Source organism: Ramlibacter sp. (assembly GCF_036676645.1).
GTDB lineage: Bacteria > Pseudomonadota > Gammaproteobacteria > Burkholderiales > Burkholderiaceae_C > Ramlibacter.
Genome location: NZ_JAKFCM010000033.1, coordinates 54536 through 79068, shown reverse-complemented (window position 1 = coordinate 79068; position 24533 = coordinate 54536). Strand labels below are relative to the sequence as shown.

Annotated in this window: 28 protein-coding genes; 13 read left to right on the top strand and 15 right to left on the bottom strand. The window is 71.0% G+C overall.

Annotation, left to right across the window (positions count from 1 at the left end; genetic code table 11):
- Window positions 1-68: 68 nt before the first annotated feature.
- Window positions 69-1307, top strand: coding sequence for a tyrosine--tRNA ligase (gene tyrS / locus V6M57_RS06255; protein ID WP_332814130.1), 1239 nt, complete (start codon window positions 69-71; stop codon window positions 1305-1307).
- 3 nt (window positions 1308-1310) lie between these two features.
- Here tyrS and V6M57_RS06250 read toward each other — a convergent pair whose 3' ends face one another.
- A complete protein-coding gene (locus V6M57_RS06250; RefSeq protein ID WP_332814170.1) occupies window positions 1311-1940 on the bottom strand; it encodes an ankyrin repeat domain-containing protein in 630 nt (209 codons plus the stop codon).
- A 146-nt stretch (window positions 1941-2086) separates the two neighbouring features.
- On the opposite strand from V6M57_RS06250, the gene V6M57_RS06245 reads away from it, so the two are divergent.
- Both V6M57_RS06245 and dtd read left to right on the top strand, forming a co-directional pair.
- Window positions 2087-3004, top strand: coding sequence for a cation diffusion facilitator family transporter (locus tag V6M57_RS06245; protein ID WP_332814129.1), 918 nt, complete (start codon window positions 2087-2089; stop codon window positions 3002-3004).
- A complete protein-coding gene (gene dtd, locus V6M57_RS06240; RefSeq protein ID WP_332814128.1) occupies window positions 3001-3441 on the top strand; it encodes a D-aminoacyl-tRNA deacylase in 441 nt (146 codons plus the stop codon). Before V6M57_RS06245 ends, dtd begins: the two co-directional genes overlap by 4 nt.
- Here dtd and ybeY read toward each other — a convergent pair.
- Both ybeY and V6M57_RS06230 read right to left on the bottom strand, forming a co-directional pair.
- Window positions 3435-3884: an rRNA maturation RNase YbeY gene (ybeY, locus tag V6M57_RS06235; protein ID WP_332814127.1), complete on the bottom strand. Its 450-nt coding sequence runs from the start codon at window positions 3882-3884 to the stop codon at window positions 3435-3437. The genes dtd and ybeY overlap by 7 nt on opposite strands.
- A complete protein-coding gene (locus V6M57_RS06230) occupies window positions 3874-4818 on the bottom strand; it encodes a PhoH family protein (RefSeq protein ID WP_332814126.1) in 945 nt (314 codons plus the stop codon). Before V6M57_RS06230 ends, ybeY begins: the two co-directional genes overlap by 11 nt.
- 49 nt (window positions 4819-4867) lie before the next feature.
- On the opposite strand from V6M57_RS06230, the gene ruvA reads away from it, so the two are divergent.
- From ruvA to V6M57_RS06205, 5 genes are read left to right on the top strand one after another with little or no spacing between them, the layout of a single operon-like run.
- Window positions 4868-5446 (top strand): Holliday junction branch migration protein RuvA, encoded by a 579-nt coding sequence (gene ruvA / locus V6M57_RS06225; RefSeq protein WP_332814125.1) that lies wholly within the window; start codon window positions 4868-4870, stop codon window positions 5444-5446.
- 7 nt (window positions 5447-5453) lie between these two features.
- Complete coding sequence (gene ruvB / locus V6M57_RS06220) at window positions 5454-6518, top strand: Holliday junction branch migration DNA helicase RuvB (protein ID WP_332814124.1); 1065 nt, start codon at window positions 5454-5456, stop codon at window positions 6516-6518.
- 23 nt (window positions 6519-6541) lie between these two features.
- Window positions 6542-7837: an efflux RND transporter periplasmic adaptor subunit gene (locus tag V6M57_RS06215; RefSeq protein ID WP_332814123.1), complete on the top strand. Its 1296-nt coding sequence runs from the start codon at window positions 6542-6544 to the stop codon at window positions 7835-7837.
- Between the two features lie 3 nt (window positions 7838-7840).
- Window positions 7841-9073, top strand: a complete 1233-nt coding sequence (locus V6M57_RS06210) for an ABC transporter permease (RefSeq protein ID WP_332814122.1) — start codon at window positions 7841-7843, stop codon at window positions 9071-9073.
- 2 nt (window positions 9074-9075) lie between these two features.
- Window positions 9076-9795, top strand: coding sequence for an ABC transporter ATP-binding protein (locus V6M57_RS06205; RefSeq protein WP_332814121.1), 720 nt, complete (start codon window positions 9076-9078; stop codon window positions 9793-9795).
- Window positions 9796-9802: 7 nt separating this feature from the next.
- On the opposite strand, the gene V6M57_RS06200 is transcribed toward V6M57_RS06205, so the two are convergent.
- Genes V6M57_RS06200 through ttcA form a run of 5 tightly spaced genes read right to left on the bottom strand, consistent with a single transcriptional unit; the run spans window position 9803 to window position 15139 of the window.
- The gene (locus tag V6M57_RS06200; protein ID WP_332814120.1) at window positions 9803-11560 is read right to left on the bottom strand and encodes a lysoplasmalogenase family protein; all 1758 of its coding nucleotides are present in this window, start codon (window positions 11558-11560) and stop codon (window positions 9803-9805) included.
- A gap of 58 nt (window positions 11561-11618) precedes the next feature.
- Entirely contained in the window at window positions 11619-12818 is a 1200-nt protein-coding gene (locus tag V6M57_RS06195) for a DSD1 family PLP-dependent enzyme (RefSeq protein ID WP_332814119.1), read from the bottom strand.
- A complete protein-coding gene (locus V6M57_RS06190) occupies window positions 12784-13431 on the bottom strand; it encodes a histidine phosphatase family protein (protein ID WP_332814118.1) in 648 nt (215 codons plus the stop codon). Before V6M57_RS06190 ends, V6M57_RS06195 begins: the two co-directional genes overlap by 35 nt.
- 58 nt (window positions 13432-13489) lie before the next feature.
- A complete protein-coding gene (locus tag V6M57_RS06185) occupies window positions 13490-14188 on the bottom strand; it encodes a DUF4136 domain-containing protein (RefSeq protein WP_332814117.1) in 699 nt (232 codons plus the stop codon).
- 27 nt (window positions 14189-14215) lie between these two features.
- Window positions 14216-15139, bottom strand: coding sequence for a tRNA 2-thiocytidine(32) synthetase TtcA (ttcA, locus tag V6M57_RS06180; protein WP_332814116.1), 924 nt, complete (start codon window positions 15137-15139; stop codon window positions 14216-14218).
- Between the two features lie 172 nt (window positions 15140-15311).
- Here ttcA and V6M57_RS06175 point away from each other — a divergent pair, with 172 nt between their 5' ends.
- On the top strand, window positions 15312-16922 hold the full coding sequence (locus V6M57_RS06175) for a multicopper oxidase domain-containing protein (protein WP_332814115.1): 1611 nt from the start codon (window positions 15312-15314) through the stop codon (window positions 16920-16922).
- A complete protein-coding gene (locus tag V6M57_RS06170; RefSeq protein WP_332814114.1) occupies window positions 16922-17317 on the top strand; it encodes a hypothetical protein in 396 nt (131 codons plus the stop codon). The genes V6M57_RS06175 and V6M57_RS06170 overlap by 1 nt, the downstream gene beginning before the upstream one ends.
- Before the next feature lie 42 nt (window positions 17318-17359).
- Here V6M57_RS06170 and V6M57_RS06165 read toward each other — a convergent pair whose 3' ends face one another.
- Genes V6M57_RS06165 through V6M57_RS06150 form a run of 4 tightly spaced genes read right to left on the bottom strand, consistent with a single transcriptional unit; the run spans window position 17360 to window position 19624 of the window.
- Window positions 17360-17731 (bottom strand): dihydroneopterin aldolase, encoded by a 372-nt coding sequence (locus V6M57_RS06165; protein WP_332814113.1) that lies wholly within the window; start codon window positions 17729-17731, stop codon window positions 17360-17362.
- Window positions 17728-18114, bottom strand: coding sequence for a dihydroneopterin aldolase (locus tag V6M57_RS06160; RefSeq protein ID WP_332814112.1), 387 nt, complete (start codon window positions 18112-18114; stop codon window positions 17728-17730). The genes V6M57_RS06165 and V6M57_RS06160 overlap by 4 nt, the downstream gene beginning before the upstream one ends.
- Complete coding sequence (locus V6M57_RS06155) at window positions 18111-18902, bottom strand: SDR family oxidoreductase (RefSeq protein WP_332814111.1); 792 nt, start codon at window positions 18900-18902, stop codon at window positions 18111-18113. The genes V6M57_RS06160 and V6M57_RS06155 overlap by 4 nt, the downstream gene beginning before the upstream one ends.
- Window positions 18899-19624 (bottom strand): hypothetical protein, encoded by a 726-nt coding sequence (locus V6M57_RS06150; RefSeq protein ID WP_332814110.1) that lies wholly within the window; start codon window positions 19622-19624, stop codon window positions 18899-18901. Before V6M57_RS06150 ends, V6M57_RS06155 begins: the two co-directional genes overlap by 4 nt.
- Before the next feature lie 69 nt (window positions 19625-19693).
- Between V6M57_RS06150 and V6M57_RS06145 the strand changes: the two genes are divergently transcribed.
- From V6M57_RS06145 to V6M57_RS06135, 3 genes are read left to right on the top strand one after another with little or no spacing between them, the layout of a single operon-like run.
- Complete coding sequence (locus V6M57_RS06145) at window positions 19694-20797, top strand: class I SAM-dependent methyltransferase (RefSeq protein ID WP_332814109.1); 1104 nt, start codon at window positions 19694-19696, stop codon at window positions 20795-20797.
- A gap of 39 nt (window positions 20798-20836) precedes the next feature.
- Window positions 20837-21031, top strand: coding sequence for a DUF2905 domain-containing protein (locus V6M57_RS06140; protein ID WP_332814108.1), 195 nt, complete (start codon window positions 20837-20839; stop codon window positions 21029-21031).
- Window positions 21032-21035: 4 nt separating this feature from the next.
- Window positions 21036-21959, top strand: coding sequence for an ROK family protein (locus V6M57_RS06135; protein ID WP_332814107.1), 924 nt, complete (start codon window positions 21036-21038; stop codon window positions 21957-21959).
- Here V6M57_RS06135 and V6M57_RS06130 read toward each other — a convergent pair.
- The 3 genes from V6M57_RS06130 to V6M57_RS06120 all read right to left on the bottom strand — a co-directional run bounded on the left by V6M57_RS06130 (window position 21932) and on the right by V6M57_RS06120 (window position 24531).
- Window positions 21932-23185: a multifunctional CCA addition/repair protein gene (locus V6M57_RS06130; RefSeq protein WP_332814106.1), complete on the bottom strand. Its 1254-nt coding sequence runs from the start codon at window positions 23183-23185 to the stop codon at window positions 21932-21934. The two genes, V6M57_RS06135 and V6M57_RS06130, sit on opposite strands and share 28 nt — an antisense overlap.
- A 49-nt stretch (window positions 23186-23234) precedes the next feature.
- Window positions 23235-23918 (bottom strand): glutathione S-transferase family protein, encoded by a 684-nt coding sequence (locus V6M57_RS06125; protein ID WP_332814105.1) that lies wholly within the window; start codon window positions 23916-23918, stop codon window positions 23235-23237.
- 91 nt (window positions 23919-24009) lie between these two features.
- Window positions 24010-24531 carry an MgtC/SapB family protein gene (locus tag V6M57_RS06120; protein WP_332814104.1) on the bottom strand — a complete coding sequence of 174 codons (522 nt, stop codon included), beginning with the start codon at window positions 24529-24531 and terminating at the stop codon, window positions 24010-24012.
- Between the last annotated feature and the right edge of the window lie 2 nt (window positions 24532-24533).

Here is a 24533-nt window from a genome sequence, read left to right as displayed (position 1 = left end):
ATCACCCCGCCTCTTCCGGGCGCCAGTATAGCGACGGTGACATCCCGTCCGATCAGTAAAAAACCGTGATGAATCAACCACTTGTTACCAAACCTTTCCCGGTCACCGAGCGCGTGCGGGAAGCCATGGCGGTGTCGCTGCGGGGCTGCGAGGAGTTGATTCCGCGTGAAGAATGGCAGCAGAAGCTGGCGCGTTCGGAAGCGACCGGCGTACCACTTCGTATCAAGTTGGGGCTTGACCCGACCGCGCCGGACATCCACGTCGGCCACACGGTGGTGCTGAACAAGCTGCGCCAGCTGCAGGACCTGGGGCACACGGTGATCTTCCTGATCGGCGACTTCACCTCGATGATCGGCGACCCTTCGGGCCGCAACACCACCCGGCCGCCGCTGACGCGCGAGCAGATCGAGGCCAACGCCGAGACCTACCGGGCCCAGGCCTACCGCATCCTCGACCCGGCCCGGACCGAGCTGCGCTACAACAGCGAGTGGAGCGACCCGCTGGGCGCGCGCGGCATGATCCAGCTCGCCGCCCGGTACACGGTGGCCCGGATGATGGAGCGCAACGACTTCCACGAGCGCTTCAAGGCCGGCACCTCGATCTCCATCCACGAGTTCCTGTACCCGCTGATGCAGGGCTACGACTCGGTCGCGCTCCGCAGCGACCTGGAGCTGGGCGGCACCGACCAGAAGTTCAACCTGCTGATGGGGCGCCACCTGCAGCAGGAATACGGGCAGGAGCCGCAGTGCATCCTGACCATGCCCCTGCTCGAGGGCCTCGACGGCGTCGAGAAGATGAGCAAGAGCAAGAACAACTACATCGGCATCACCGAGGACGCCAACACCATGTTCGCCAAGGTGATGTCGATCTCCGACGAGCTGATGTGGCGCTGGTACACGCTGCTGAGCTTCACCAGCGAAGCCGGGATCGAGCGGCTCAGGGGCGAAGTGGCGGCCGGGCGCAACCCGCGCGACGCCAAGGTGATGCTGGCCAAGGAGATCGCGGCGCGCTTCCACGACCCGGCGGCGGCCGATGCGGCCGAGCAGGACTTCGTCAACCGCAGCAAGGGCGGCATTCCGGACGAGATCCCGCAGGTGACGCTGGCCGGCGCGCCGCTGCAGATCGGCGCGCTGCTCAAGCAGGCCGGCCTGGCGCCGTCGACCAGCGAGGCCAACCGGCTGATCGACGGCGGCGGCGTGCGCGTGGATTCCGCCGTGGTCAGCGACAAGGGCCTGAAGCTGGGCGCCGGTGCCTACGTGGTGCAGGTGGGCAAGCGCAAGTTCGCGCGGGTGACGCTGGCCGCCTGAGCCTCAGCGCGCGCCGGCCTGCTCCAGCATCTCGGCCATCGCCGCATACCCGCGCGAGCGCGCCAGCTGCAGCGGCGTGCGGCCCTCGCGGTCGGCCAGCTGCAGGTTGGCGCCGGCGTCGATCAGCGCCTTCAGGGTGGCCTGGTGGCGCGGCCCGCCGTCGCCCAGCACGATGGCCTCGATCACCGCCGTCCAGTGCAGGTTGTTGACATGGTCGAGCGGCGCTCCCGCCCGGATCAGCTGGCGCACCACGCCGTCGTGCCCCAGGTGCGCCGCCGCGATCAGGGCCGTGCCGTCGTAGCGGCTGGTGACCTGTTTCGCACTCGCCCCCAGCGACAGGAGCAGGCCCAGGGTCTCCTCGTCGTCCGCCACGGCCGCAATGGTGACCGCGTCGTAGCGGTCGTTCTCCAGCCGGCCCAGGTCGGCCCCGGCCTGGGCCAGCGCCTGGATGGAGTCGCGCCGCCGGGCGAAGGTCGCCACGTGCAGCGGCGTGCGGCCATGGCCGTCGGTGGCGTTCAGGGCGGCGCCGGCAGCGGTGAGCGCCAGGATCGCCTTCACGTCGCCCCGGTGCGCCGCCCGGTGCAGGCCGGCGTAGCGGGCCACCTCGGCGGCTGTGGGTGCGACCTGCGCCATGGCGGCGCCCGCAGGCCATGCGGTGCCGATCGCAAGGGCCAGGTGGGCCAGCGCGCGCCGCAGGCGCGGCGCGGCCCGGGCATGGGAGCACGGGGTGGGTTCCATGGCCGGCCATTCTGCCTCCGGCAGTGCCCGACAATGCCGCCATGACCCTCGCCGACCGCGCCAGCACCGTGCCGCCCCAGGCCTGGTTGCGCGTGTCCATCGTCGTGGCCGTGCTGACCATCGTGCTGAAGACGCTCGCCTGGTGGCTGACCGGCTCGGTCGGCCTGCTGTCGGATGCGACGGAGTCGCTGGTCAACCTGGCCAGCGCGGCGTTCGCGCTGCTGATGGTCCGCGTGGCCGCCCAGCCGCCGGACGCGGAGCACCCCTACGGCCACCACAAGGCGGAGTACTTCTCCTCGGCCTTCGAGGGGCTGGCGATCATGGTGGCGGCCGCGGCCATCATCTGGGCCGCCGTCCTGCGCCTGCTGGATCCGCAAGGGCTGCAGCAGCTCGGCCTGGGCCTGGGGCTGTCGGTGCTCAGTTCGGTGTTCAACGGGCTGCTGGCCTGGGCCATGCTGCAGTCGGCCCGGCGGCACCGCTCGATGGCGCTGGAGGCCGACGCCCGCCACCTGTTCACCGACGTCTGGACCTCGGCCGGCGTGGTGGTCGGCATCGGGCTGGTGGCGGTCACCGGCTGGCTGTGGCTGGACCCGCTGGTCGCCATCGGGGTCGCACTCAACATCCTGCGCGAAGGCGGCAACCTGGTCTGGCGGTCCTCGCAAGGCCTGATGGACAAGCGGGTCGAGCGCGGGGTGCAGGCCGAGATCGACAAGGTGCTGAAGTCGTTCGAGCATCCGGCCATCCGCTTCGACCACATCACGACCCGCCGGTCCGGCCAGCGCCGCTTCGTCGACCTGCACATGCACATGCCGGGCAACTGGTCGCTGCAGCGGGCGGCCGCGGTGCGCGGCTCGGTCGAGCAGGCGCTGATGAGCGCGGTGCCGGGCCTGCGCGCCACCATCGAGCTGCTGCCCAGCGACGTGGAGACCCACGCAGCGGACGAGGAGGACCTGATTTGATCGGACTGGTGCAGCGGGTCAGCGAAGCCCGGGTGGTGGTGGACGGCCGCGTGGTCGGCGAGATCGGCGCCGGGCTGCTCCTGCTGCTGTGCGCCGAGCGCGGCGACGGCGAGGCGCAGGCCGACAAGTTGCTGGCCAAGCTGCTGAAGCTGCGCATCTTCGGCGACGCGGAGGGCAAGATGAACCGCAGCGTGCAGGACGCGGCTGGCGGGTTGCTGGTGGTGAGCCAGTTCACGCTGGCGGCCGACACCAGCGGGGGCAACCGGCCCAGCTTCGGCAACGCCGCGCCGCCCGAAGAAGGACGGCGGCTGTACGACTACTTCGTCGAGCGCGCCCGCGCAGCGCATCCGGTCGTGGCGACCGGTGAGTTCGCGGCCGACATGAAGGTGCAACTGGTGAACGACGGGCCGGTGACGATCCCGCTGCGCATTCAATAGGGATTCGGAAATCCCAGCGACGCCAGCAGCAGGATCTCCAGCGCCTCCATCTCCAGCGCATCGCGATCGTTCGTCTCGTGGTCGTAGCCCTGCGCATGCAGGGTGCCGTGCACCAGCAGGTGCGCGTAGTGCGCCTCCAGCGGCTTGCCCTGTTCGCGCGCCTCGCGCTCGACCACCGGCGCGCACAGCACCAGGTCGGCGCTGACCACCGGCTCGCGCGAATAGTCGAAGGTCAGCACGTTGGTGGCGTAGTCCTTGCGCCGGTATTGGCGGTTGAGCGCCCGGCCTTCCTCCTCGCCGACGATGCGCACCGTGATGTCGGCAGGCCCGCACAGCGCTGCCGCCATCCAGCGCCGGACCTTGGCCGGCTTGAGCAGGCCCCGGTGCCCGGCCGCACCGGCAAACTCGCCGAACTGCAGGTCGAGCGCCAGCTCAGCGGGCATCGCTCTTTCTGGCGGCATCGTAGGCATCGACGATCCTGGCCACCAGCGGGTGCCGCACCACGTCGGCGCTGGTGAAGCGCGTGTGGGCGATCCCCTTGACCCGCTTGAGGATGCGCTCGGCTTCCACCAGCCCCGACATCTGCCCCTTGGGCAGGTCGATCTGGCTGATGTCGCCGGTCACCACGCACTTGCTGCCGAAGCCGATGCGGGTGAGGAACATCTTCATCTGCTCGGGCGTGGTGTTCTGCGCCTCGTCCAGGATCACGAACGCGTTGTTCAGCGTGCGCCCGCGCATGAAGGCCAGCGGCGCGATCTCCAGGGCGTTGCGCTCGAACGCCTTGGTCACGCGCTCGAACCCCATCAGGTCGTACAGGGCGTCGTACAGCGGCCGCAGGTAGGGATCGACCTTCTGCGTCAGGTCGCCCGGCAGGAAGCCGAGCTTTTCGCCGGCCTCCACCGCCGGCCGTGTCAGCACGATGCGCTGCACGCCGCTGCGCTCCAGTGCATCGACGGCGCAGGCCACGGCCAGGTAGGTCTTGCCGGTGCCGGCCGGGCCGATGCCGAAGGTGATGTCGTGGTTGGCGATGTTGTCCAGGTACACGCTCTGGTTGGGCGTGCGCGCCTTCAGGTCGGAGCGGCGCGTGTGCAGCACCAGCGCGCCGGACTCGTCCTCGTCCATGGCCTGCTCGCCGGCCACCATCAGCTGCACCTTGTCGGCGGCGATCGGGCGCGCGGCCATCTCGTACATCGCCTGCAGCACGTCCATGGCGCGCTGGGCCCTGGCCTTGGGCCCTTCGACCTTGAACTGCTCCTGGCGGCGGGTGATCCTGACCTGCAGCGCCGTCTCGATGGTTCTCAGGTGTTCGTCCATGGGACCGCACAGGTGCGCGAGGCGGGTGTTGTTGGGCGGCGCGAAGGCGTGGCGAAGGATCAAGCTGATAATCCGTGAAGCTCAGGAAGGGCCGCAGGCCCGGGACTCGTCAATGATAGGCAGATTGAACGGAACGCTGGCCGACAAGAACCCGCCGCAGGTGCTGGTGGACTGCCACGGCGTGGGCTACGAGGTCGACGTTCCGATGAGCACCTTCTACAACCTGCCGGGCCTGGGCGAGCCGGTCACGCTGCTGACGCACTTCGTGGTGCGCGAGGACGCGCAGGTGCTGTTCGGTTTCGGCAGCGCCGCCGAACGCGAGGCCTTCCGCCAGTTGATCCGCATTTCCGGTGTCGGCCCGCGCACCGCGCTGTCGGTGCTCAGCGGCATGAGCGTGGCCGACATCGCGCAGGCGGTGACGGCGCAGGACGCTTCACGGCTGGTCAAGGTGCCCGGCATCGGCAAGAAGACCGCCGAGCGCCTGCTGCTCGAATTGAAGGGCAAGATCGGCGCCGACATCGGTGCAGCCGCCGGCGGCGCCGCAGCCACCGATGCGCAGGCCGACATCCTGCAGGCGCTGGTGGCCCTGGGCTACAGCGACAAGGAAGCGCAGGCCTCGCTCAAGGCGCTGCCCAAGGATGTCGGCGTGAGCGAAGGCATCAAGCTGGCGCTGAAGCAGCTCGCGCGGTGAGGCGCAGATGACCATCAAGACCGACGACTTCGGCCTGCCGCCCCCCCAGCGGGTGGTGTCGGCCGCGCCGGCCTCGCCCAACGAGGAGGCGATCGAGCGCGCCCTGCGGCCCAGGCTGCTGGCCGAGTACGTGGGCCAGGCCAGGGCGCGCGAGCAGCTGGAGATCTTCATCGGCGCGGCGAAGAAGCGCGGCGAGGCGCTCGACCACGTGTTGCTGTTCGGCCCGCCCGGCCTGGGCAAGACCACGCTGTCGCACATCATTGCCCACGAACTGGGCGTGAACCTGCGCCAGACCTCCGGGCCGGTGCTGGAAAAGCCCAAGGACCTGGCGGCGCTGCTGACCAACCTCGAGAAGAACGACGTGCTCTTCATCGACGAGATCCACCGCCTGTCGCCGGTGGTCGAGGAGATCCTGTACCCGGCGCTGGAGGACTACCAGATCGACATCATGATCGGCGAGGGCCCGGCCGCGCGCTCGATCAAGCTGGACCTGCAGCCCTTCACGCTGGTGGGCGCCACCACCCGCGCCGGCATGCTGACCAACCCGCTGCGCGACCGCTTCGGCATCGTGGCCCGGCTGGAGTTCTACAACGCCGAAGAACTGGCGCGCATCGTCAAGCGCAGCGCCGCCTTGCTGGAAGCGCCGATCGACGAGGACGGCGCGGGCGAGATCGCGCGCCGCTCGCGCGGCACGCCGCGCATCGCCAACCGGCTGCTGCGCCGGGTGCGCGACTACGCCGATGTGAAAGGCACCGGGCACATCGACCAGGCCATCGCGCACAAGGCGCTGGCCATGCTGGATGTCGACCCGCAGGGCTTCGACGTGATGGACCGCAAGCTGCTGGAGGCCGTGATCCACCGCTTCGACGGCGGCCCGGTCGGGCTGGACAACATCGCCGCGTCGATCGGCGAGGAGCCGGGCACCATCGAGGACGTGATCGAGCCCTACCTGATCCAGCAGGGCTACCTGCAGCGCACGCCGCGCGGGCGGGTGGCGACGCTGGCGGCCTACCGGCACCTGGGTGTCGCGCCGCCGCAGGCGGCCGGCGGCCTGTTCGATCCCCGTTCCTGACTGCCGCGCAGCACGGATCGCCCATGCCCTCCTTCGCGAAACGGCCCTGGGTGATCGCAGCGGTCCTCATCGCGCTGGTGCTGGGCGCCGCCGTCGCCTGGATGCGCCTGCGGGCGCCCGCCGTGCCGGCGGTGCAGGTGCAGGCGGCGCCGCTGGTGCGCACGCTGCAGTTCTCCGCCCGGGTTGCCACGCGGTCGCGGGTGGACGTGGGGGCCACCATCACCGGCCGCGTGGCCGAGGTACGGGTGCGCGAAGGCGACGCGGTCCGTGCCGGACAGGCGCTGGTGCGGCTGGAGTCCGGGGAATTGCGCGCCGCGCTGGCGCAGGCCGAAGCCGGCGAGCGGCAGGCGCAGGCGCGGCTGGCCGGCCTGCGCAGCACCGGCCGGGTCAGCGCCGATGCGGCCTTGTCGCAGGCGGAGGCCACGCTGCGCAACGCGCGGGCCGAACTGGCGCGGGCGCAGAAGCTGGTGGACGACGGTTTCATCAGCGCCTCGCGCCTGGATGAGGCGCGGCGCGCGGTGGCGGTCGCGCAGGCCCAGCACCAGGCGGCGCAGGCGCAACGGCGCGCCAACGCCGACAGCGGCACCGAGGTGACGCAAGCGCAGGCCCAGCTCGCGGTGGCCCGCGCCGCCACGCTGGCCGCGCGGGCCCGGCTGGAGCAGGCCGACATCGTGGCGCCGGCCGATGCCCGCGTGCTGGTGCGCCAGGTGGAGCCGGGCCAGATCGTCCAGCCGGGCAAGGCGCTGCTGAGCCTCGCGCTGGCGGGGCCGACGCAGCTGGTGGCGCAGGTGGACGAGCGTTTCCTCGACCAGCTGGCGGTCGGCCAGCCGGCGGCGGCGGTGGCGGATGCGTTTCCCGGGCAGCGCTTCGCCGCCCGGGTGCTGTCGCTGGCGCCCTCGGTCGATGCCCAGCGCGGCGCGCTGGAGGTGAAGTTCGCCCTGGTGCCGCCGGCGCCGGACTTCCTGCGCGAGGACATGACGCTGTCGGTGGAGGTGGTGACCGGCCGGCGCGAGCAGGCGCTGGTGCTGCCGCTGGCGGCCTTGCGCGGCGAGCCGCGCACGGAGGGCGGCGCCACGGTGCTGGTCGCGCAGGAGGGTGTCGCCCGCGAACGGACGGTGCGACTGGGCATGCGCACGCTGGATGCGGCCGAGGTGGTGCAGGGGCTGTCGGCGGGCGAACTGGCCCTGCTCGGGCCCGACGTCAGGGCGGGTGACCGGGTGAGCGCGCAGCCCACCGACTGGAAGCCGGGTTCCAGCTGGTCGGGCGGCACCAGCCGCGACGATCCCGGCGGCACCCTGGGCAACCTGATGGGGCGCTGAACCATGCGCTGGCCCTGGCTCGGCTTCGAAGTGCAGGTGGCGCTGCGCTTCCTGCGCGAAGGGCGCATGCAGACGCTGCTGATCGTGGTCGGCGTCGCGGCGGGCGTCGCGGTGGTCGCCTACATCTCGGCGCTGATCGACGGCCTGCAGGGCAACACGCTGTCCAAGACGCTGGGCGCGCAGGCCCATGTCACCCTGCGCGCGCCGCAGGAGGTGGTCACGCCGGCGCTGCCGCCGCAGGACGGCACGACCGCGCTGTCCGACACCCAGCCGCGCGCGCAGCGCCCGCGCTCGGTGGCCAACTGGCAGGCGCTGGTGCCGGTGCTGGAGCGACACCCGGCGGTGGCCGCGGTGTCGCCGCTGGTCTCGGGCAGCGGACTGGCGCTGCGCGGCGAGGCGGCCCCGGCGATCGCGCTGATGGGGGTGGACCTCGACCGCTACGACCAGGTGGTGGGCCTGCGCGGCAAGGTGGTCAGCGGGCGTGCGCGGCTAGGCCCCGAGGAGGCCATCATCGGCCGCGAACTGGCGGCCGACCTGGGCATCCGCATCGGCGACCGGCTCACCGTGCGGACCGGGGCCAGCACCGGCGATTCGCTGCGCGTGACCGCGCTGGTCGACTTCGGCATCAAGGACCTGAACCGCCGCACCGTGATCGTGCCGCTGCGCGCCGCCCAGAACCTGCTGGAACTGCCGGGCGGCGCGACCGGGCTGGACCTCACGCTGCACGACGTCTGGCGCGCGCAGCCGGTGGCCGAGGAGCTGCGCCGGCGCTATCCCTACCAGATCGAGAGCTGGCAGGAGAACAACGCCCAGCTGGTGTCGGCGCTCAACGCGCAGAACGTGAGCACCACGCTGATCCGGGGCGTGGTGCTGGCGGTGGTGGTGCTGGGCATCGCCAGCGTGCTGGTGGTGTCGGTGGTGCAGAAGCGGCGCGAGATCGGCATCCTGCGCGCCATGGGCGCCACCCGCGGCCAGGTGCTGCGCGTGTTCCTGGTGCAGGGGGCGGTGGTCGGTGCCCTCGGTTCGCTGCTGGGGGTCGTGCTGGCCTTCGTGATGGTGTTCCTGTTCACCCACTTCGTGCGCGGCTCCGACGGCCTGCCGCTGTTCTACATCGGGCTGGCGCCGGCAACCGCACTGCGGGTGGCGCTGATCGCCACCAGCTGCGGCGTGCTGGCGGCGATCTGGCCGGCGCGGCGCGCGGCCCAGATGGACCCGGCCCAGGCGATCCGGCTCTGACGATGTCCGACGCGCTGCTGCAACTCGCCGGGGTGCGCAAGAGCTACAACATCGGCCAGCCCAGCGAGGCCGAGGTGCTGCACGGCCTCGACCTGCGCCTGGACGCGGGCGAGTTCGTGGCGCTGGTGGGCCCCTCGGGCTCCGGCAAGAGCACGCTGCTGAACATCGTCGGCCTGCTGGAGCGCATGACCTCCGGCAGCTACCGGCTGCAAGGCGAGGAGGTCGGCGGCCTCGACGATGCGGCGCTGACGCTGCGGCGCCGCCGTACGCTCGGCTTCGTGTTCCAGTTCCACCACCTGCTGCCGGCCTTCAGTGCGCTGGAGAACGTCACCTTGCCGGTGCTGATGGCCGAGGGCCGGGTCGGGGGCGAGCGGCTGGCGCATGCGCGCGAGCTGCTGGCGGCCGTGGGACTGGCTGCCGCCATGGACAAGCGGCCGGCGCAGTTGTCCGGCGGCATGCAGCAGCGGGTGGCGATCGCCCGTGCGCTGGTGCTGCAGCCGGCGCTGGTGCTGGCCGACGAGCCCACCGGCAACCTGGACACCGCCACCTCCGACGAGGTGTTCGGCCTGCTGCGGCGCATCCACGCCGAGCGCGGCACCTCCTTCATCGTCGTGACCCACGACGCGCGGCTGGCGGCGCGCTGCGACCGGCAGGTGGAGCTGGTGGACGGGCGGATCGCACGCGACGAGCGCGTCCGCGCGCACGCGCCGGCCGGGCGCTGACTGCTGTTCAGGCCGCCCCGGCGGGCAGGGTGCCGGCGCGGGTCGCGGGGGCGCCCGCCGGCACGCCCGGCCGCGCATGCAGCGCGATCAGCGCCTGCGCCGCGTAGTAGGTCGACAGCACCCAGGCCTGCGCCATCGGCAGCGGCTGGTGGAAGCGGTTCAGCGCCAGCAGCGAGTCGCTGAGCATGAAGCACACGCTGCCGATCGCCACCGCGAGCGAGGCCTTGTCCTTCAGCGCCGCAGCGCGGCCGATCGCCTGCGCGGCCATGAAGCCGATCACCACCACATAGGCAGCGACGGCGGGCCTGAGCACCGGGCCCAGGCCCCCGAACAGCACCGCGTACAGGGCGGCGCCCACGCCCAGCGTGGCGGCCAGTGCCCAGGGACGCGGCAGCCAGCCCACGTCCTGGCGGAACAGCACGATGTAGCAGAGGTGGGCCAGCAGGAAGGCGACCAGGCCGGCGATGAAGTGGCCCGGCAGCATCAGCAGCACGTCGCCCGCCAGCGAGAACGCCAGGCCCGCGACCAGCAGCGCATCGAACCGGCGCAGTCCACCCTGGCCGCGGGCGCGCAGGACCACGAGGGCGATCGCCAGCGCCATGGCCAGCGGCTTGAACAGGCGATGCAGTTCGACCATCCCCAGGGCCGAGGTCGCCGTGGCCAGCGCGCCGGCTTCGATCATCAGTGCCGCGAGGATCGTGATGCGGCCCTGCATCACGGCCCCGGTGCACCACAGCACGGCGGCCAGCACGGCCAGCCAGATCGCGCTGGTGGACAGCGGCGTGCGATCGGCCTGCCACAGGAACAGCGACACGCCGGCCAGCAGCGCCACGAACTGCAGCGCGCCGAACCCGGCGACCGCCCGTGCCATGGGCGGGTGGTAGCGCTCGACCTTCGCGATGTCGAACGGCGCCTTGGGAAAGAGCGCCGCCACGTCGGCCGGCCGCCAGCCGGGCGGCTTGAACCACACGCGCAGCTTGTCGGCCCAGTGCTTCGCATGCCAGCTGTCGCGCGCCAGCGCCCAGTAGACCTCGGCGTTGGACCACAGCGGATCCCAGCTGTCCAGCGGGCTGCGGGTGCCGTAGATGCACGGCTCGCCTTCTTCCTCGAAGCTGCCGAACAGGCGGTCCCAGACGATCAGCACGCCGCCGTAGTTGCGATCGAGGTAGCGGTCGTTCACCGCGTGGTGCACCCGGTGGTTGGAGGGCGAGCAGAACCAGCGGTCGAACCAGCCCAGTTTCGGCACGTGCTCGGTGTGGACCCAGAACTGGTAGAGCAGGTCGATCAGCGCCACCACCCCGAACACCAGCGGCGGCACGCCGGCGATGGCCATCGGCAGGTAGAAGATCCAGCCGAGCAGCGCGCCGCTGGAGGTCTGGCGCAGCGCCGTGGACAGGTTGTAGTCCTGGCTCTGGTGATGCACCACGTGCGCGGCCCAGAAGATCGCGCTTTCGTGGCCGGCGCGGTGCAGCCAGTAGTAGCACAAGTCGTAGAACAGCAGCGCCAGCAGCCAGCCGTACCACGACATCCAGAAGGCGTCGTTGTGCCAGACGGACACGTAGCCGTACACCGCGGTGTAGATGCCGACCCGGAACAGGCGGGTGAAGACCGCGCTGATCTGGCTGAGCATGCCCAGCCCGATGCTGGTGACCGCGTCGTTCAGCCGGTAGGTGTTGCGGCCCCTGGCCCAGCCCCAGGCGAACTCGATCGCGATCAGCAGCAGGAAGACGGGCGTCGCGAGGACGATGACTTGGCTGGGGGACATGCCGGAAATTGTCCGGCAGCGCCGCCGCGGGCCGCTTCCGCGCGAACCCTGAGCCGGTTCAGGTCAGCGCGCCGCGCGCGTCCACCCGGATCACCCGGTCGATGCGCCCGTGCTGCAGGCCGCCCTTCACGCCGATGAGGTGGTCGTGCAGGTTGACAGTCGGGTCGCAATGGCCGGGGATCAGCCAGAGGATGTCGCCGATCGCCGGCAGCGGGCCGCCGCCCACCGGCCGCAGGATGCCGTGCTCGTCGCCGCCGTTGGCGTACGCCAGCTCGGGTTCGCTGCCGAAGCGGTGCACCCGGGGCAGGCCCGAGTCGATCGCGTGGCTCTTGTGGCCGGCGTCGCAGACCGCATGCGCCAGGCCGCTGCTGATCACCTGGGTCTTGACGAACAGCGCATGCTCGAACTGCGGCTGCGCCGGATCGCGCTCGTTCTGCGCGTAGTCGGCATCCATGAACAGGAAGGAGCCGGCCTGCAGTTCGCCGTACACGCCGCTGGCTGCCTCGCACACCATGCTGCCGGTGCCGGCTCCGGTGACCAGGCTGACCGCCACGCCCTCGTCCTGGATCAGCTTGCGGGTGGCGTCGGCGTCGCGCGCCACCTGGGCGATCAGCTCGCGCCGCTCGTGCGCGCTGCGCACGTGCTGGGCCCGGCCGTGGTAGGCCTGCAGGCCCATGAAGCGCAGCGCCGGGTGCTTGCGGATCTCGTGGACCAGCTCCACGGCGCAGCGGCCGGGCGGCACGCCGCAGCGGCCCTGGCCGACGTCGATCTCGACGAACACGTCGATCACCGCCGCCCTGCCGCTGCTGCGCCGGGCCTCGTTCATGGCGTGGCCCAGCCGGCTGATGCCCTCGCGGCTGTCCACGGCGATGGCGAGCTGGCCGTCGTCGGCGGCCAGCCGGTGGGCCAGCTTCGCCACCCGCGCCAGCTTGTGCGGCGCGATCACCTCGTTGCTGATGAAGATGTCCTTCAGGCCGCCCACGGCCATCGCTTCCGCCTCGGCGGTCTTCTGCACGCAGATGCCGGCGGCGCCGGCGTGCATCTGCAGCCGGGCGATGGCCGAGCTCTTGTGCATCTTGGCGTGCGGGCGCCAGCGGATGTCGTGCTTCTTCGCGAACTCGGCCATGCGGTTCAGGTTGCGCTGCATGGCATCGAGGTCGACCACGAGGGCCGGGGTATCGATGGCGTCGGCGGGGCGGCCGACCAGTTGCCGGAGGGTGTCGCTAAGCGGTCGTTTCGTCGGCCGGAGCATGGGCATCGTCGAGGTGCTGCGTGTCGGACCAGCCCACCAGCGTGAAGCCTTGCGGAGTCCAGAGCAGCCGGTTGATCGCACCGTTGGGCAGCTCCCAGGTGCGTGGTGAATTCACTTCCTGGCCGGTGGCCACGCGGTAGATCGCGTCCAGCACGCCGCCGTGCGCGACCACCACGATCTGCTGGCCGAGGTGGCGCGAGGCCAGCGTTTCCAGCGTGCGGGTGACGCGCTCGCGCAACTGCAGCAGCGATTCGCCGCCCTCGGGCGGCCGCCACTCGGGGATGCGCTTGCGCCAGCTGTGGGCCTCGTCCGGCCACTGGCGGTGGATTTCGTCGAAGGTCCGGCCCTCGAACATGCCGAAGCTGCGCTCGCGCAGGCCCTGGTGCGCGATGACAACGGCGCCCGCCACCTCGGCAATGGAGACGGCGGTTTCGCGGGCGCGGCCCAGGTCGCTGGAATAGATGGCGCTGATGGCCTCGCCGGCCAGCGCCTGCCCGACGCGGCGGGCCTGCCAGCGGCCGGTGTCGTTCAGGCCGATGTCGGTCTGGCCCTGGATCCTCGCATCCACGTTCCAGGACGTCTCGCCGTGGCGCACGGCGATGATGCGGGTGGATTCCATCGCCGAGATTCTAGGCATGCCCCCTGAGGCTGCCCAGCACCCCAACCGTAGCCAAATGTCACCGCGCGGGCGGCGCGGCCGGCGCGCTGCCGGCCGATGGGCTGGCCTGCGGAGCGGCCGATGCGGCGGGCGCCGCCGCGGCCTGCGCCTGCCCGCCGATCTGGATGTCGACCCGGCGCGGCCCCGGCGGCGGGTTGGGGAAGCCCTGCAGGGCGGCCTGGAACATGGCCGGCAGCACCACCGAGGGGTCGAGCCAGGGCCCGTCGCTGCTGGCACGGGTTTCGTACACCACGCGGCCGCTGGCCTTCTCGCGCACCAGGATGCCGACCTCGCGCTCGAACCAGGCCTGCTCCATCCGCGGGAAGGGACCGGCCCAGCCGTAGCCCAGGCCGGGGTGCAGCCCGTGGTAGCCGAAGCCGCCCCAGCCCCACCAGGGATCCCAGGGGTCGGCCCAGGGCGAGATCACCCGCTGCACGCGGCCCGTGACCTGCACGGTATAGCGCGGGGAGGCATCGTCGCGGCGGAACCCGGCGGCGAACAGCGCCGGGTCGGCCAGCGCCTCGAGCTGTGCCTGCGCCGGCTGGTTGGCCTGCGAGGGCAGGCGCTCGAAGGTGTAGGTGGGGTGGGCGGGCAGGCCGGACGGCAGGCCGGAGAAGCTCTGGACCCGGTTGTCCAGCAGGTAGCCGGAGGCGCAGCCGGCCAGCAGCAGGGCGGCCAGGACGGCCAGGGACAGCGAGCGCGGCCAGCAGCGCAGCATGGCGGGGACCTTCGCGAAGAAAGGCGATCAGGACTTGACGACCGACAGGCCCGGCAGCGCGGGCAGCGGGCCGAAATCCTCGGGGTCGAAGGCCTTGTCGCCGTCTTCGCTGGCCACGCCGGTCGCTTTCAGACCCTGGAAATCGTAGAGCGTTCCATCGGCCAGGTGGGACGGCACCACATTCTGTAACGCATGGGCCATGTTCTCCAGCCGGCCCGGGTGCTGCTTGTCCCATTCGCGCAGCATCGCGCCCACCTGCTTGCGCTGCATGTTCTCCTGGCTGCCGCACAGCGTGCACGGAATGAGCGGGAACTGCCGGTGCGCGGCCCAGCGCACCAGGTCCTTCTCGGGCACGTAGGCGAGCGGGCGGATCACGACGTGCCGCCCGTTGTCGCTCACCAGCTTGGGCGGCATGCCCTTGAGCTTGCCGCCGAAGAACATGTTGAGGAACAGGGTCTGCAGCATGTCGTCGCGGTGGTGGCCCAGCGCGATCTTGGTGGCGCCCAGTTCGTCGGCCACCCGGTACAGGATGCCCCGGCGCAGCCGCGAGCACAGGCTGCACATCGTCCGGCCCTCCGGGATCTTGTCCTTGACGATGGAGTAGGTGTCCTGCTCCTCGATGTGGAAGGGGATGCCGAGCGCCTCCAGGTAGTCCGGCAGCACGTGCTCCGGGAAGCCGGGCTGCTTCTGGTCGAGGTTGACCGCGACGATGTCGAAGGAGACCGGCGCGCGGCTGCGCAGCTTGAGCAGGATGTCCAGCAGCCCGTAGCTGTCCTTGCCGCCGGACAGGCACACCATGACCCGGTCGCCCGACTCGATCATGCGGTAGTCGGCGATGGCCTGGCCGACTTGGCGGCACAGGCGCTTCTCCAGCTTGTGCGCCTCGCGCTCGATCTTCAGGGCGCGCGACGGGGCGGGGGCGGGTTCGGGTTCGATCCAGACGGCGGACATGGTGCGGCCGATTTTCTCACCCGGCCGGATCCGGGCGGGCCCTGCCGTCCTTCGCGATGCCGGAGCGCCGACTCCGTCCCACCCGACCGGGCGGGTGCGACTTTCGTCACGTCGCCGTGGCAATCTCCTAGACTTTGGTCAAGACCAACTCGAAAACCAAGGAGAAGAGCGCATGCCATTCGTCACGGGCCGTTCGCTACGCGGGGCCATCTTCTGCACCTTGCTGGCCCTCGCGCTGGCCGGCTGCGACCGCAACACGGCGGCGTCCGGCGCCGCCGCGCCCGCCGCGGCCCGGGCAACCGACAACGGCGCCGCAGCTTCCGGCGACCCCTACGACCACAAGCACATGGCTTTCGGCTCGCCCACCGCGGTGGTCACGAGCGAGCGCCACACCGGGCCCTTCGCCGCCGGCAGCGCGCTCAGCATGGAAGCGGCGCTCAAGCCGCTGGACCCGGCGCCGGTCAAGGAGATCCGGCTGGACATCACGCACAAGATCATCGAGATCGCGCCCGGCGTGAAGTACAGCGCCTGGACCTTCGGCGACATGGTTCCCGGGCCGGTGGTGCGCGCCAAGGTCGGCGACCGCATCCGCTTCGTCATGAGCAACCGGTCGGACGAGGCGATGCCGGGGCCGCGCGTGACCACGGCGCCCATGATGCACTCGATGGACTTCCACTCGGCGATGGTGGCGCCCAACGACAAGTACCGCTCGATCGCCCCGGGGCAGACCATCTCCTTCGAGTTCACCGCCAACTACCCCGGCGTCTTCATGTACCACTGCGGCACGCCCATGGTGCTGGAGCACATCGCCTCGGGCATGTACGGGATGATGATCGTCGAGCCGCGCGGCGGCTACCCGACGAAGGTGGACCGCGAGTACGCGGTGCTGCAAAGCGAGTTCTATACCAAGCTCGATCCGGAGCGTCGCAAGGTCGACGGCGCGCCGCTGTACGTGCTGGACGGCGACCGGGTGCGCTCCAAGGCCCCCACCTACACCGTGTTCAACGGCCGCTACAACGGCATGATCGACAAGCCGCTGCCGGCCAAGCCGCTGGAGAAGATCCGCCTGTTCGTGCTGAACGTGGGCCCGTCCAACACCTCCAGCTTCCACGTGGTGGGCACCATCTTCGACCGCGTCTGGATCGACGGCAACCCGGACAACCAGTTCCGCGGCATGCAGACCGTGCTGCTGGGCTCGTCCAGCGGCGCGATCGTCGAGTTCATCGTGCCGGAGGCCGGCGGCTACGCGATGGTGGACCACCATTTCGCCAATGCCTCGCAGGGTGCCGTCGGCATCATCGACGCCGGCACGGCGCCGGGCACCGATCCGGAGCACCACAACATCCCGGCGACCGGGGCGCCCACCGACCCGGTCGCCTTGCGCGGCAAGCAGGACTTCGAGCAGAAGTGCCTGGCCTGCCACACCATCGGCGGCGGCGACCGCATGGGCCCGGACGTGCTGGGGGTCACCCAGCGCCGCGACGAGGCCTGGCTGGCGCGCTGGCTGAAGTCGCCCGACCAGATGCTCAAGAGCGATGCGACCGCCAAGGCCATGCTGGACAAGTACAAGGTCCCGATGCCCAACCAGGGCCTGAGCGACGCCGAGGTCAAGGAGTACATCGCGTACTTCAAGTGGGCCGATGCCAACATCCGGCAGGAGGGCAAGCGCCAGCCGCAGCCGGCGGCCGAGGGGGCGGCGCTGCCGCCGTCGCAGACGCGCTCGGCGGTCCCGATGCCGGCCCGGCCGGCGCCGGCGGCTTCCGGTCCCGCGGAGCACAAGTGATGCGGCGCGCTGCCTGCTGCGCCGTGGCCCTGGCGCTGGCCGCGCCGGTCGCCTGGGCGTGCGGCACCTGCGCCGAGGACAAGGTCGCCGCGACCTACGACCACGCCCTGCTGCAGCGCGCGGCCCGGCAGGGACGCGTGATGGTGTTCTGCGAGGTTGCGGGGCCGTGGGACGCGGCCCGGCTGAAGGCAGCGGCGCGCAGGACGCCCGGCATCGACCCGGACAGCCTGCGCTTTTCGCGCGAGCTGTCTGCCATGTCGTTCGCCCTCGATACCCGGCGGCAGTCGGCCCAGGGCGCCGCCCTGGCGATCCAGCGCGGCGCGCAGGACGGCACGCGCGTGAAGATCGTGCAGGTGATGGGCACGCCGGCGCCGGCGCCCGAGCGCAGCCGCTAGCGACGGATCGGCCGGGCTGGGCACGCGGCCCGCCCGCGATGCTCACCAGAGCCCGGTCTCGATCCGGATCGCGACCTCGCAGTCGTCGAAGATGGCCAGCTTGGCGATCTTCACCCGCACGCCCAGCACGCCGGGCAACTGCATCAGCCGCAGCGCGAGCTTGCCGATCAGGCTCTCCAGCAGGTTGACGTGCTCGGCGGTGCACTCCTCGATGATGATCTTGCGCACCTTGCGGTAGTCCAGCACGTGCAGGATCTCGTCGTCGCGCGGCAGCAGCGGCTGGGTGCCCAGGTTCAGTTCGGCGTCCACCCGGATCGGCTGCGGGCTTGCCTTCTCGTGCGCCAGGATGCCGAGGTTGGCGTCGAAGCGCAGCCCGGTGAGGGTGAGGACTTCCTTGCCGCCGTCAGGGTTCATGGGTCCATCGGCTTGAACCGGAACACTTCGACGCCGACCGCCTCGCAATCCGGATAGACGTCCGGCTTGCGCGTGCTGACCCGGGCGGCTTCGACCTCGGGATGCGCGAGCACGCTGCGGAGGATGTCGTCGCACAGTGTCTCCTGGAGAGCGATCGGGCCCCTCGCAACCCGCTCCAGCACCAGGTCGCGAACGAAGTCGTAATCGACGACCTCTTCGATCGAGTCGCGGGCGGGCGATGCCGGGGAGACGTACAGGTCCACGTCGACGAGTACCCGCTGCGCCCGGTCCTTCTCGAACTCGTGCACACCGATCACCGCATCGACCTGGAGCCCGCGCAGGAAGATTCGACGACAGGCCAGAAGCCGTTCGGTCGGGTTCATGCGTTCTTTCGCAGCAGGTCGTCGACGACGAACATGATGTCGCGCGGCAGGGGTACGAGGTGCTGCCCATTGTCCACGCAGACGCTCGTCCCGGTGACGCATTCGTTGGCCGCCAGGAAGAAGACGGCTTCCGCGACACGGGCGGGGTCGACCGGGCGCCGCAGCAGGTTCGCGTTCGCCGCGAGCTCGAAGTTCTCGACCGACTGGGGGCCGCTCGGGTACATCAACCCGGGAACCACCGAGTTGATGCGCAGCGTGGGGGCCAGGGCCTGGGCTTGCTGGACCGTGGCCCGTTCCAGGGCCAGCTTGGAGAGGGTGTACGAGTAGTAGTCCGGATTCAGGTTGTAGACCTTCTGGTCGAGCACGTTGACCACGCTGGCGACCCCGCTCGCGTGGGCGGCCTGCGACCAGCCGGCGTGCAGGAGCTTTCCCAGCACCAGCGGCACCAGGAGATTGGTCTGCAACTGCCGCAGGAATGACTGCGCGACGAAATCGGTGGCGGCGTCGGGAAGAAAGCTCGAGGCGTTGTTGACGATGCAGGAGGGCGCTTCGCCGATGCTGGCGCAGGCCCGCTGGAACAGCGACTCGGCGTCGCTTCCGCTGTCGAGCGGTCCCTGCAGGGCCAGGGCCTGAACCCCGAGCGTCCTCGCCTGTTCGACCACTTCCTGCGCTTGCGCTTCCGAATCGCGGTAGTGGCAGACGATGCTCCAGCCCCGTTGCGCGAAGACCGTGCAGATCTCGCGCCCGAGGCGGCGGGAGCCACCGGTGACGAGGGCCCACCGGGTCATGGGGCAAGCCTCGCGCGACGCTGCGCCTCGATCACGCCACGCACGAAGAAGGACAGGTCCTGAACGAAGTAAAGGCGCTGCTCGGGATGCAACAGGAAGTCCGGGGCCAGGGTCCGAAAGAAGATCAGACCAATACCATGGTTCGAATCGGCATAGTGCGCCGGCTCCTCGTTCAGCTGGTATCCCTCTGCAACAGCGCCCAGGAATACATGGCGGAACGCGGCCAGTTCCGTGCTGTCCACGCCGGCCTTGCCGGGCAGCGAAATGCCCTCGAGCCAGAAGCAGACGTTGACCTTGAACACGTTCAGCTCGAGGCTGAAGCGCAGCGTCTCGCCGGGACCGGGTCCGGACAATCGAAGCGTGTAGTCGGCGCAGCAGCCCCGCAGGCGGACATCCGGGTCCTGCGCGCCCATGGCGCCGAGGTTCTCCCGCATCGCCCGCGGAACGTCCCGGGTCAGGACTCCCGCCGTGAGCTGGCGCAGCCGACTGTCGCTGTTCTGGCCGAACACAAGAGCGACGACCAGCAGCAGGACGGGCATCGAGACGGTCAGCAGCGCAATGGCCGAGGATGCCTGCTCGGCGTCACGGCGCAAGGCGCCTCCGAACAGAAGCGCGGTGCCGCCAAGAACGACAATGACCACCAGGAGCAGAATGGCCGCCCGGGCCCACACGGGCAGCGCCAACAGGCGCAACCATCGGATGAGCTCGTTCGATGCAGCCAAGCCGGATTCTTCAGATGCAGCCAACCCCTACCTCGGCCTTCCCGCCACGCTTCCAAGGAATAGTCACTGATGAGTGACGAGGAGCCGAGTGTAACGAGCGCCCTCGCGGCGCTGATCGCCAAGGCGATCGCCCGCGACGGCGGCTGGCTGCCCTTCGATCGCTTCATGGCGCTGGCGCTGTACGCGCCCGGCCTGGGCTATTACGCGAACGCCTCGCGCAAGTTCGGTGCGCTGCCGTCCACCGGCAGCGATTTCGTGACCGCGCCGGAGTTGACGCCCCTGTTCGGCCGGACGCTGGGCCGGCAGGTCGGGCAGGCCTTGCAGGCGACCGGCACCGACCAGGTCTGGGAGTTCGGCGCCGGCTCCGGCGCGCTGGCGCAGCAGCTGCTGGAGGCGCTCGGGCCCGCGGTGGCCTGCTACACCATCGTCGACCTCTCCGGCAGCCTGCGCGAGCGGCAGCAGGAACGCCTGAAGGCCCACGCCGGCACGGTGCGCTGGGTGTCCGAACTGCCGCAGCGCTTCAGCGGCGTGGTGGTCGGCAACGAGGTGCTGGACGCGATGCCGGTCAAGCTGCTGCACCGCGTGCAGGGCGCGTGGCAGGAAAGGGGGGTGGCGGCCGCCGGGGGCGCGGGGGGCGGCTTCCGGTTCGAAGACCGGCCCACCGGGCTGCGCCCGCCGGTCGCGGTGGAAGGCACGCACGACTACCTGACCGAAATCCACCCGCAAGCCCAGGCCTTCATCCGCACCCTGGCCGACCGGCTGGAGGCCGGGGCGGCCTTCTTCCTCGACTACGGCTATCCCGAGCACGAGTACTGGCACCCGCAGCGGCACATGGGCACGCTCATGTGCCACCGCGGCCACCGGTCCGACCCCGATCCGCTGCAGGACGTCGGCACCAAGGACATCACGGCGCACGTGGATTTCACCGGCATCGCGCTGGCTGCGCAGGAAGCCGGGCTGGGCGTGCTGGGCTACACCAGCCAGGCCCGCTTCCTGTTCAACTGCGGCCTGCTCGAACTGGCTGCGGACGCCGGCCCGGCGCAGCACGCCGCGATGCAGAAGCTGGTGAACGAGCACGAGATGGGCGAGCTGTTCAAGGTGATCGGCCTGGCCGCCGGCGATTTCCGGGATGCGATGGGCTTCGCGCGCGGCGACCGCACGGGCCGCCTGTGAGGTCGCCCGCGCAGCCGGGGCCGGGCCTACACTGACCGCATGATCCGGTGGTTCATCGTCGTCTTCCTCGCGCTGATGCTGATCAGCTGGCTCACGCCGCTGCTGCAGCGGCTGGGCTTCGGCAGGCTGCCGGGCGACCTGCGGTTCAAGCTGTTCGGCCGCGACTGGAACATTCCGCTCGCGTCCACGGTGCTGCTGAGCATGGCGGCAGCGGGCATCTCCCGGCTGTTCTGAGCGCATGAGAGCCTGCATCGACGTCGGCGGCACCAAGGTCTCGGTCAGCCTGAACGACGGCCGCAGCCGCGACCTGCTGGCCCTGCGGTACGAACCCACGGCAAAGACCGGCCGCAATGACGCGCTCGCCTGGCAGATCCTGCGCCTGGTCGACGAGGCCTGCGCCGAGGCCGGCGTCGCGCCCGCGTCGGTGCAGGCCGCCGGCGTCGCGTCCTGCGGCCCCTTCGTGCTGGTGGACGGCCGCGTCGAGCTGGCGGCCCCCAACATCTGCGGCGGACTGGCGGGTCCCGCGCGCGGCCTGCCGAACGACTGGAAGACCGCCCTGCTGGAGGCGCCGCTGGCCGGCCGCTTCGCGCGCCTGCGGGTCGAGAACGACGGCATCGCGGCGCTGGAGGCCGAGCGGCGCTGGGGTGCGCTGCAGGGCGTCGACGACTGTGCCTACGTGACCTGGAGCACCGGCGTCGGCACCGGGCTGTGCGTCGGCGGCCGCGTGCTGCGCGGCAAGAACGGCAACGCGGGCCACGCCGGCCACATGTTCGTCAGCGACGACAACCAGGCCCTGTGCGGCTGCGGCAACCTGGGCGACCTCGAGGCACTGGTGGCGGGCACGTCGGTGGAGCGCCGCTTCGGCCTCGATGCGGCCCTGCTGATGCAGCGCGCGCGCGAGGGTGACGTGCAGGCGGTGGCCAGCGTCGACGAGCTGTGCCGGGTGATGGGGCGCGGCCTCTACAACCTGGTGGCGGCGCTGGACCTGCAGCGCATCAGCCTCGGCGGCAGCGTGTTCTGGCACAACCGCGAGTACCTGCTGCCGCGCCTGCAGGCGCAGGTCGGCGGCCACCTGAAGGCGCTGACGGCCGGCTGCGAACTGGTGCCCGCCGGCCTGGGCGACCGCGTCGGCGACTACGCCGCGCTGGCGTTGCTGGACTGAGCTTCGGCCAGGAACTCCCCGACCGCCTGCACGCGCGCCTTGTGGATGCGCTCGCCGACCTGCACGCCGGTGATCCCCTGCGCGTGCGCGGCTTCGGCGACCTCGCGCGTGCTGACCGCCAGGGCGGCGTCCAGGGCGGCCTGCAGCCGCGGCGCCTGCGGATAGGCGCTTTCCTCCAGCCCCAGCCGCCCGCGGGCATCGCATTCGCAGGCCAGCAGCACGTCGGCAAAGCGCTGCGGCTTGCGGAACGCGTCGCAGCGCTCCAGCAGGCGCACCACGGCCGCCGCACCGAAATCGCCGCTGCGGTGGATGTTGCCGTGCTCGCGCGCGACCACCTCGGCCAGTTCGCTGCACTCGGTGGGCACGCGCAGGCGCTGCGCCAGTTTCTTCAGCAGGCGGGCGCTGCGTTCCTCGTGGCCGATGTGCCTGGGCAGCACCGACGCCGGCGTGGTGCCCTTGCCCAGGTCGTGCGTGAGGCAGGCGAAACGCACGGGCAGCCGGGCCTGCAGGCGCGCGCTCATGTCCAGCACCATCATCAGGTGCACGCCGGTGTCCACCTCCGGGTGGTAGTCGGCCCGCTGCGGCACGCCCCAGAGGCGGTCGACCTCCGGCAGCAGGCGCTCGAGCGCGCCGCATTCGCGCAGCACCTCGAACATGCGCGAGGGGCGGTGCTCCATCAGGCCGCGCGCCAGCTCCTGCCAGACCCGCTCCGCCACCAGCGCATCGGCCTCGCCGGCGGCCACCATGCCGCGCATCAGCTCCAGGGTCTCGGGCGCCAGGCTGAAGTCGGCGAAGCGCGCGGCGAAGCGCGCCACGCGCAGGATGCGCACCGGGTCCTCGCGGAAGGCGTCGGTCACGTGTCGCAGCACGCGCCCGCGCAGATCCGTCTGGCCGCCGAAGGGATCGACCAGGCGGCCCTGCGCATCGCGCGCCATCGCATTGATCGTGAGGTCGCGCCGGCCCAGGTCCTCTTCCAGCGTCACGGCGCGGTCGGCATGGAAGCTGAAGCCGCGGTAGCCGCGCCCGGTCTTGCGCTCGGTGCGCGCCAGTGCGTATTCCTCGCGCGTCTGCGGGTGCAGGAACACCGGGAAATCGCGGCCGACCGGCAGGTAGCCGGCCTGCACCATGTCTTCGGGCGTGGCGCCGACGACCACCCAGTCGTGGTCGTTCACCGGCAGGCCCAGCAGCGCATCGCGAACCGCTCCACCCACCATGTACGTCTGCATGGCGAAAGTGTAAGACGGCGCTGCGCGGGGCTGTGGCGGGCGCGGCGGTTCAGCGCGCGAGGCGGTAGGGCTCCTCGAATTCGCGGAAGTCCCGCTCGGCCAGCGCGTCGTCGATCCACGCCTTGACGCCCGGCAGCGCGCAGACCCGGCCGATGTAGTCGGCGGCGTGTGGCGGCACCGGCATGCCGTAGGTGCGAAAGCGCATGCAGATCGGTGCGTAGAAGGCATCGGCGATGCTGAATTCGCCGAACAGCATCGGGCCGCCGTGCTGCCGCAGCAGTTCCGCCCACATCGCCACGATGCGATCCACGTCGGCCCGCACCGCCGGCTTGTCGCGGTAACCCAGCGGGCCGACCTGCGGCAGCGAGGCCTCCACGTTCATCGGGCAGTGGCCGCGCAGCGCGGCAAAGCCCGAATGCATCTCGGCGCAGACGCTGCGTGCGCGGGCCCGTGCCCGCTTGTCGCCCGGCCACAGCGACTTGTCCGGGAACTGCTCCGCGAGGTATTCCGCGATGGCCATCGTGTCCCAGATGGCGAAGCCGTCGTCCACCAGGACCGGCACCTTGCCCGCCGGGCTGACCTCGGCGATGGACCGCTTGAGCTGCGAGTCGGGCGCGAACGAGTCGAAGCGCAGCTTCACCTCCTCGAACGGGATGCCGGCCTGGCGCATCAGCACCCAGGGACGCATGGACCAGGACGAGTAGTTCTTGCTGCCGATGTAGAGCTTGAGCATGGGGCCTCCGGTGCTGATGGGCCACCGATGCTAGCGCCCCCGTGCGCGGCACCGGTTCCGGATTCCCGCACCCTCGATGCGGATTGGTGCGTCAGCCGCGGTCGTCCTCCGGATCGGACTTGGCCACCAGCCGCCCGCGGCGGCGCTCCCCGATCCAGCGCCGCAGCGGCCCTTCCAGCCGCAGGATCCCCAGCACCAGCAGCGTGCTGGCGAGCGCGGTCGTGTCGCGCCCCAGGCCCACGCCCATGCCGATGGCGGACGTCATCCACAGGCTGGCGGCGGTGGTCAGGCCGTGCACCTCGTCCTGGGTGTCGCCCTTCAGGATGGCGCCGGCGCACAGGAAGCCGACACCGGCCAGCAGCCCCTGGATCACGCGGGTGAGGTCGTCCAGGTGGATGCCGGCCTGCAGGGGAACCAGCACGAACAGCGCCGCGCCCAGCGCCACCAGCATGTGGGTGCGCAGCCCGGCCGGCTTGCCGGCCAGTTCGCGCTCCAGCCCCACCAGCGCGCCCAGCAGCGCGGCCAGCAGCAGCCGCACCACGATGCGCGTGAAGGTCTCGACGTCGGGCAGGTCCGAAAACTCGTCCGCGATGGTGAGCAGGACGACGTCCATGC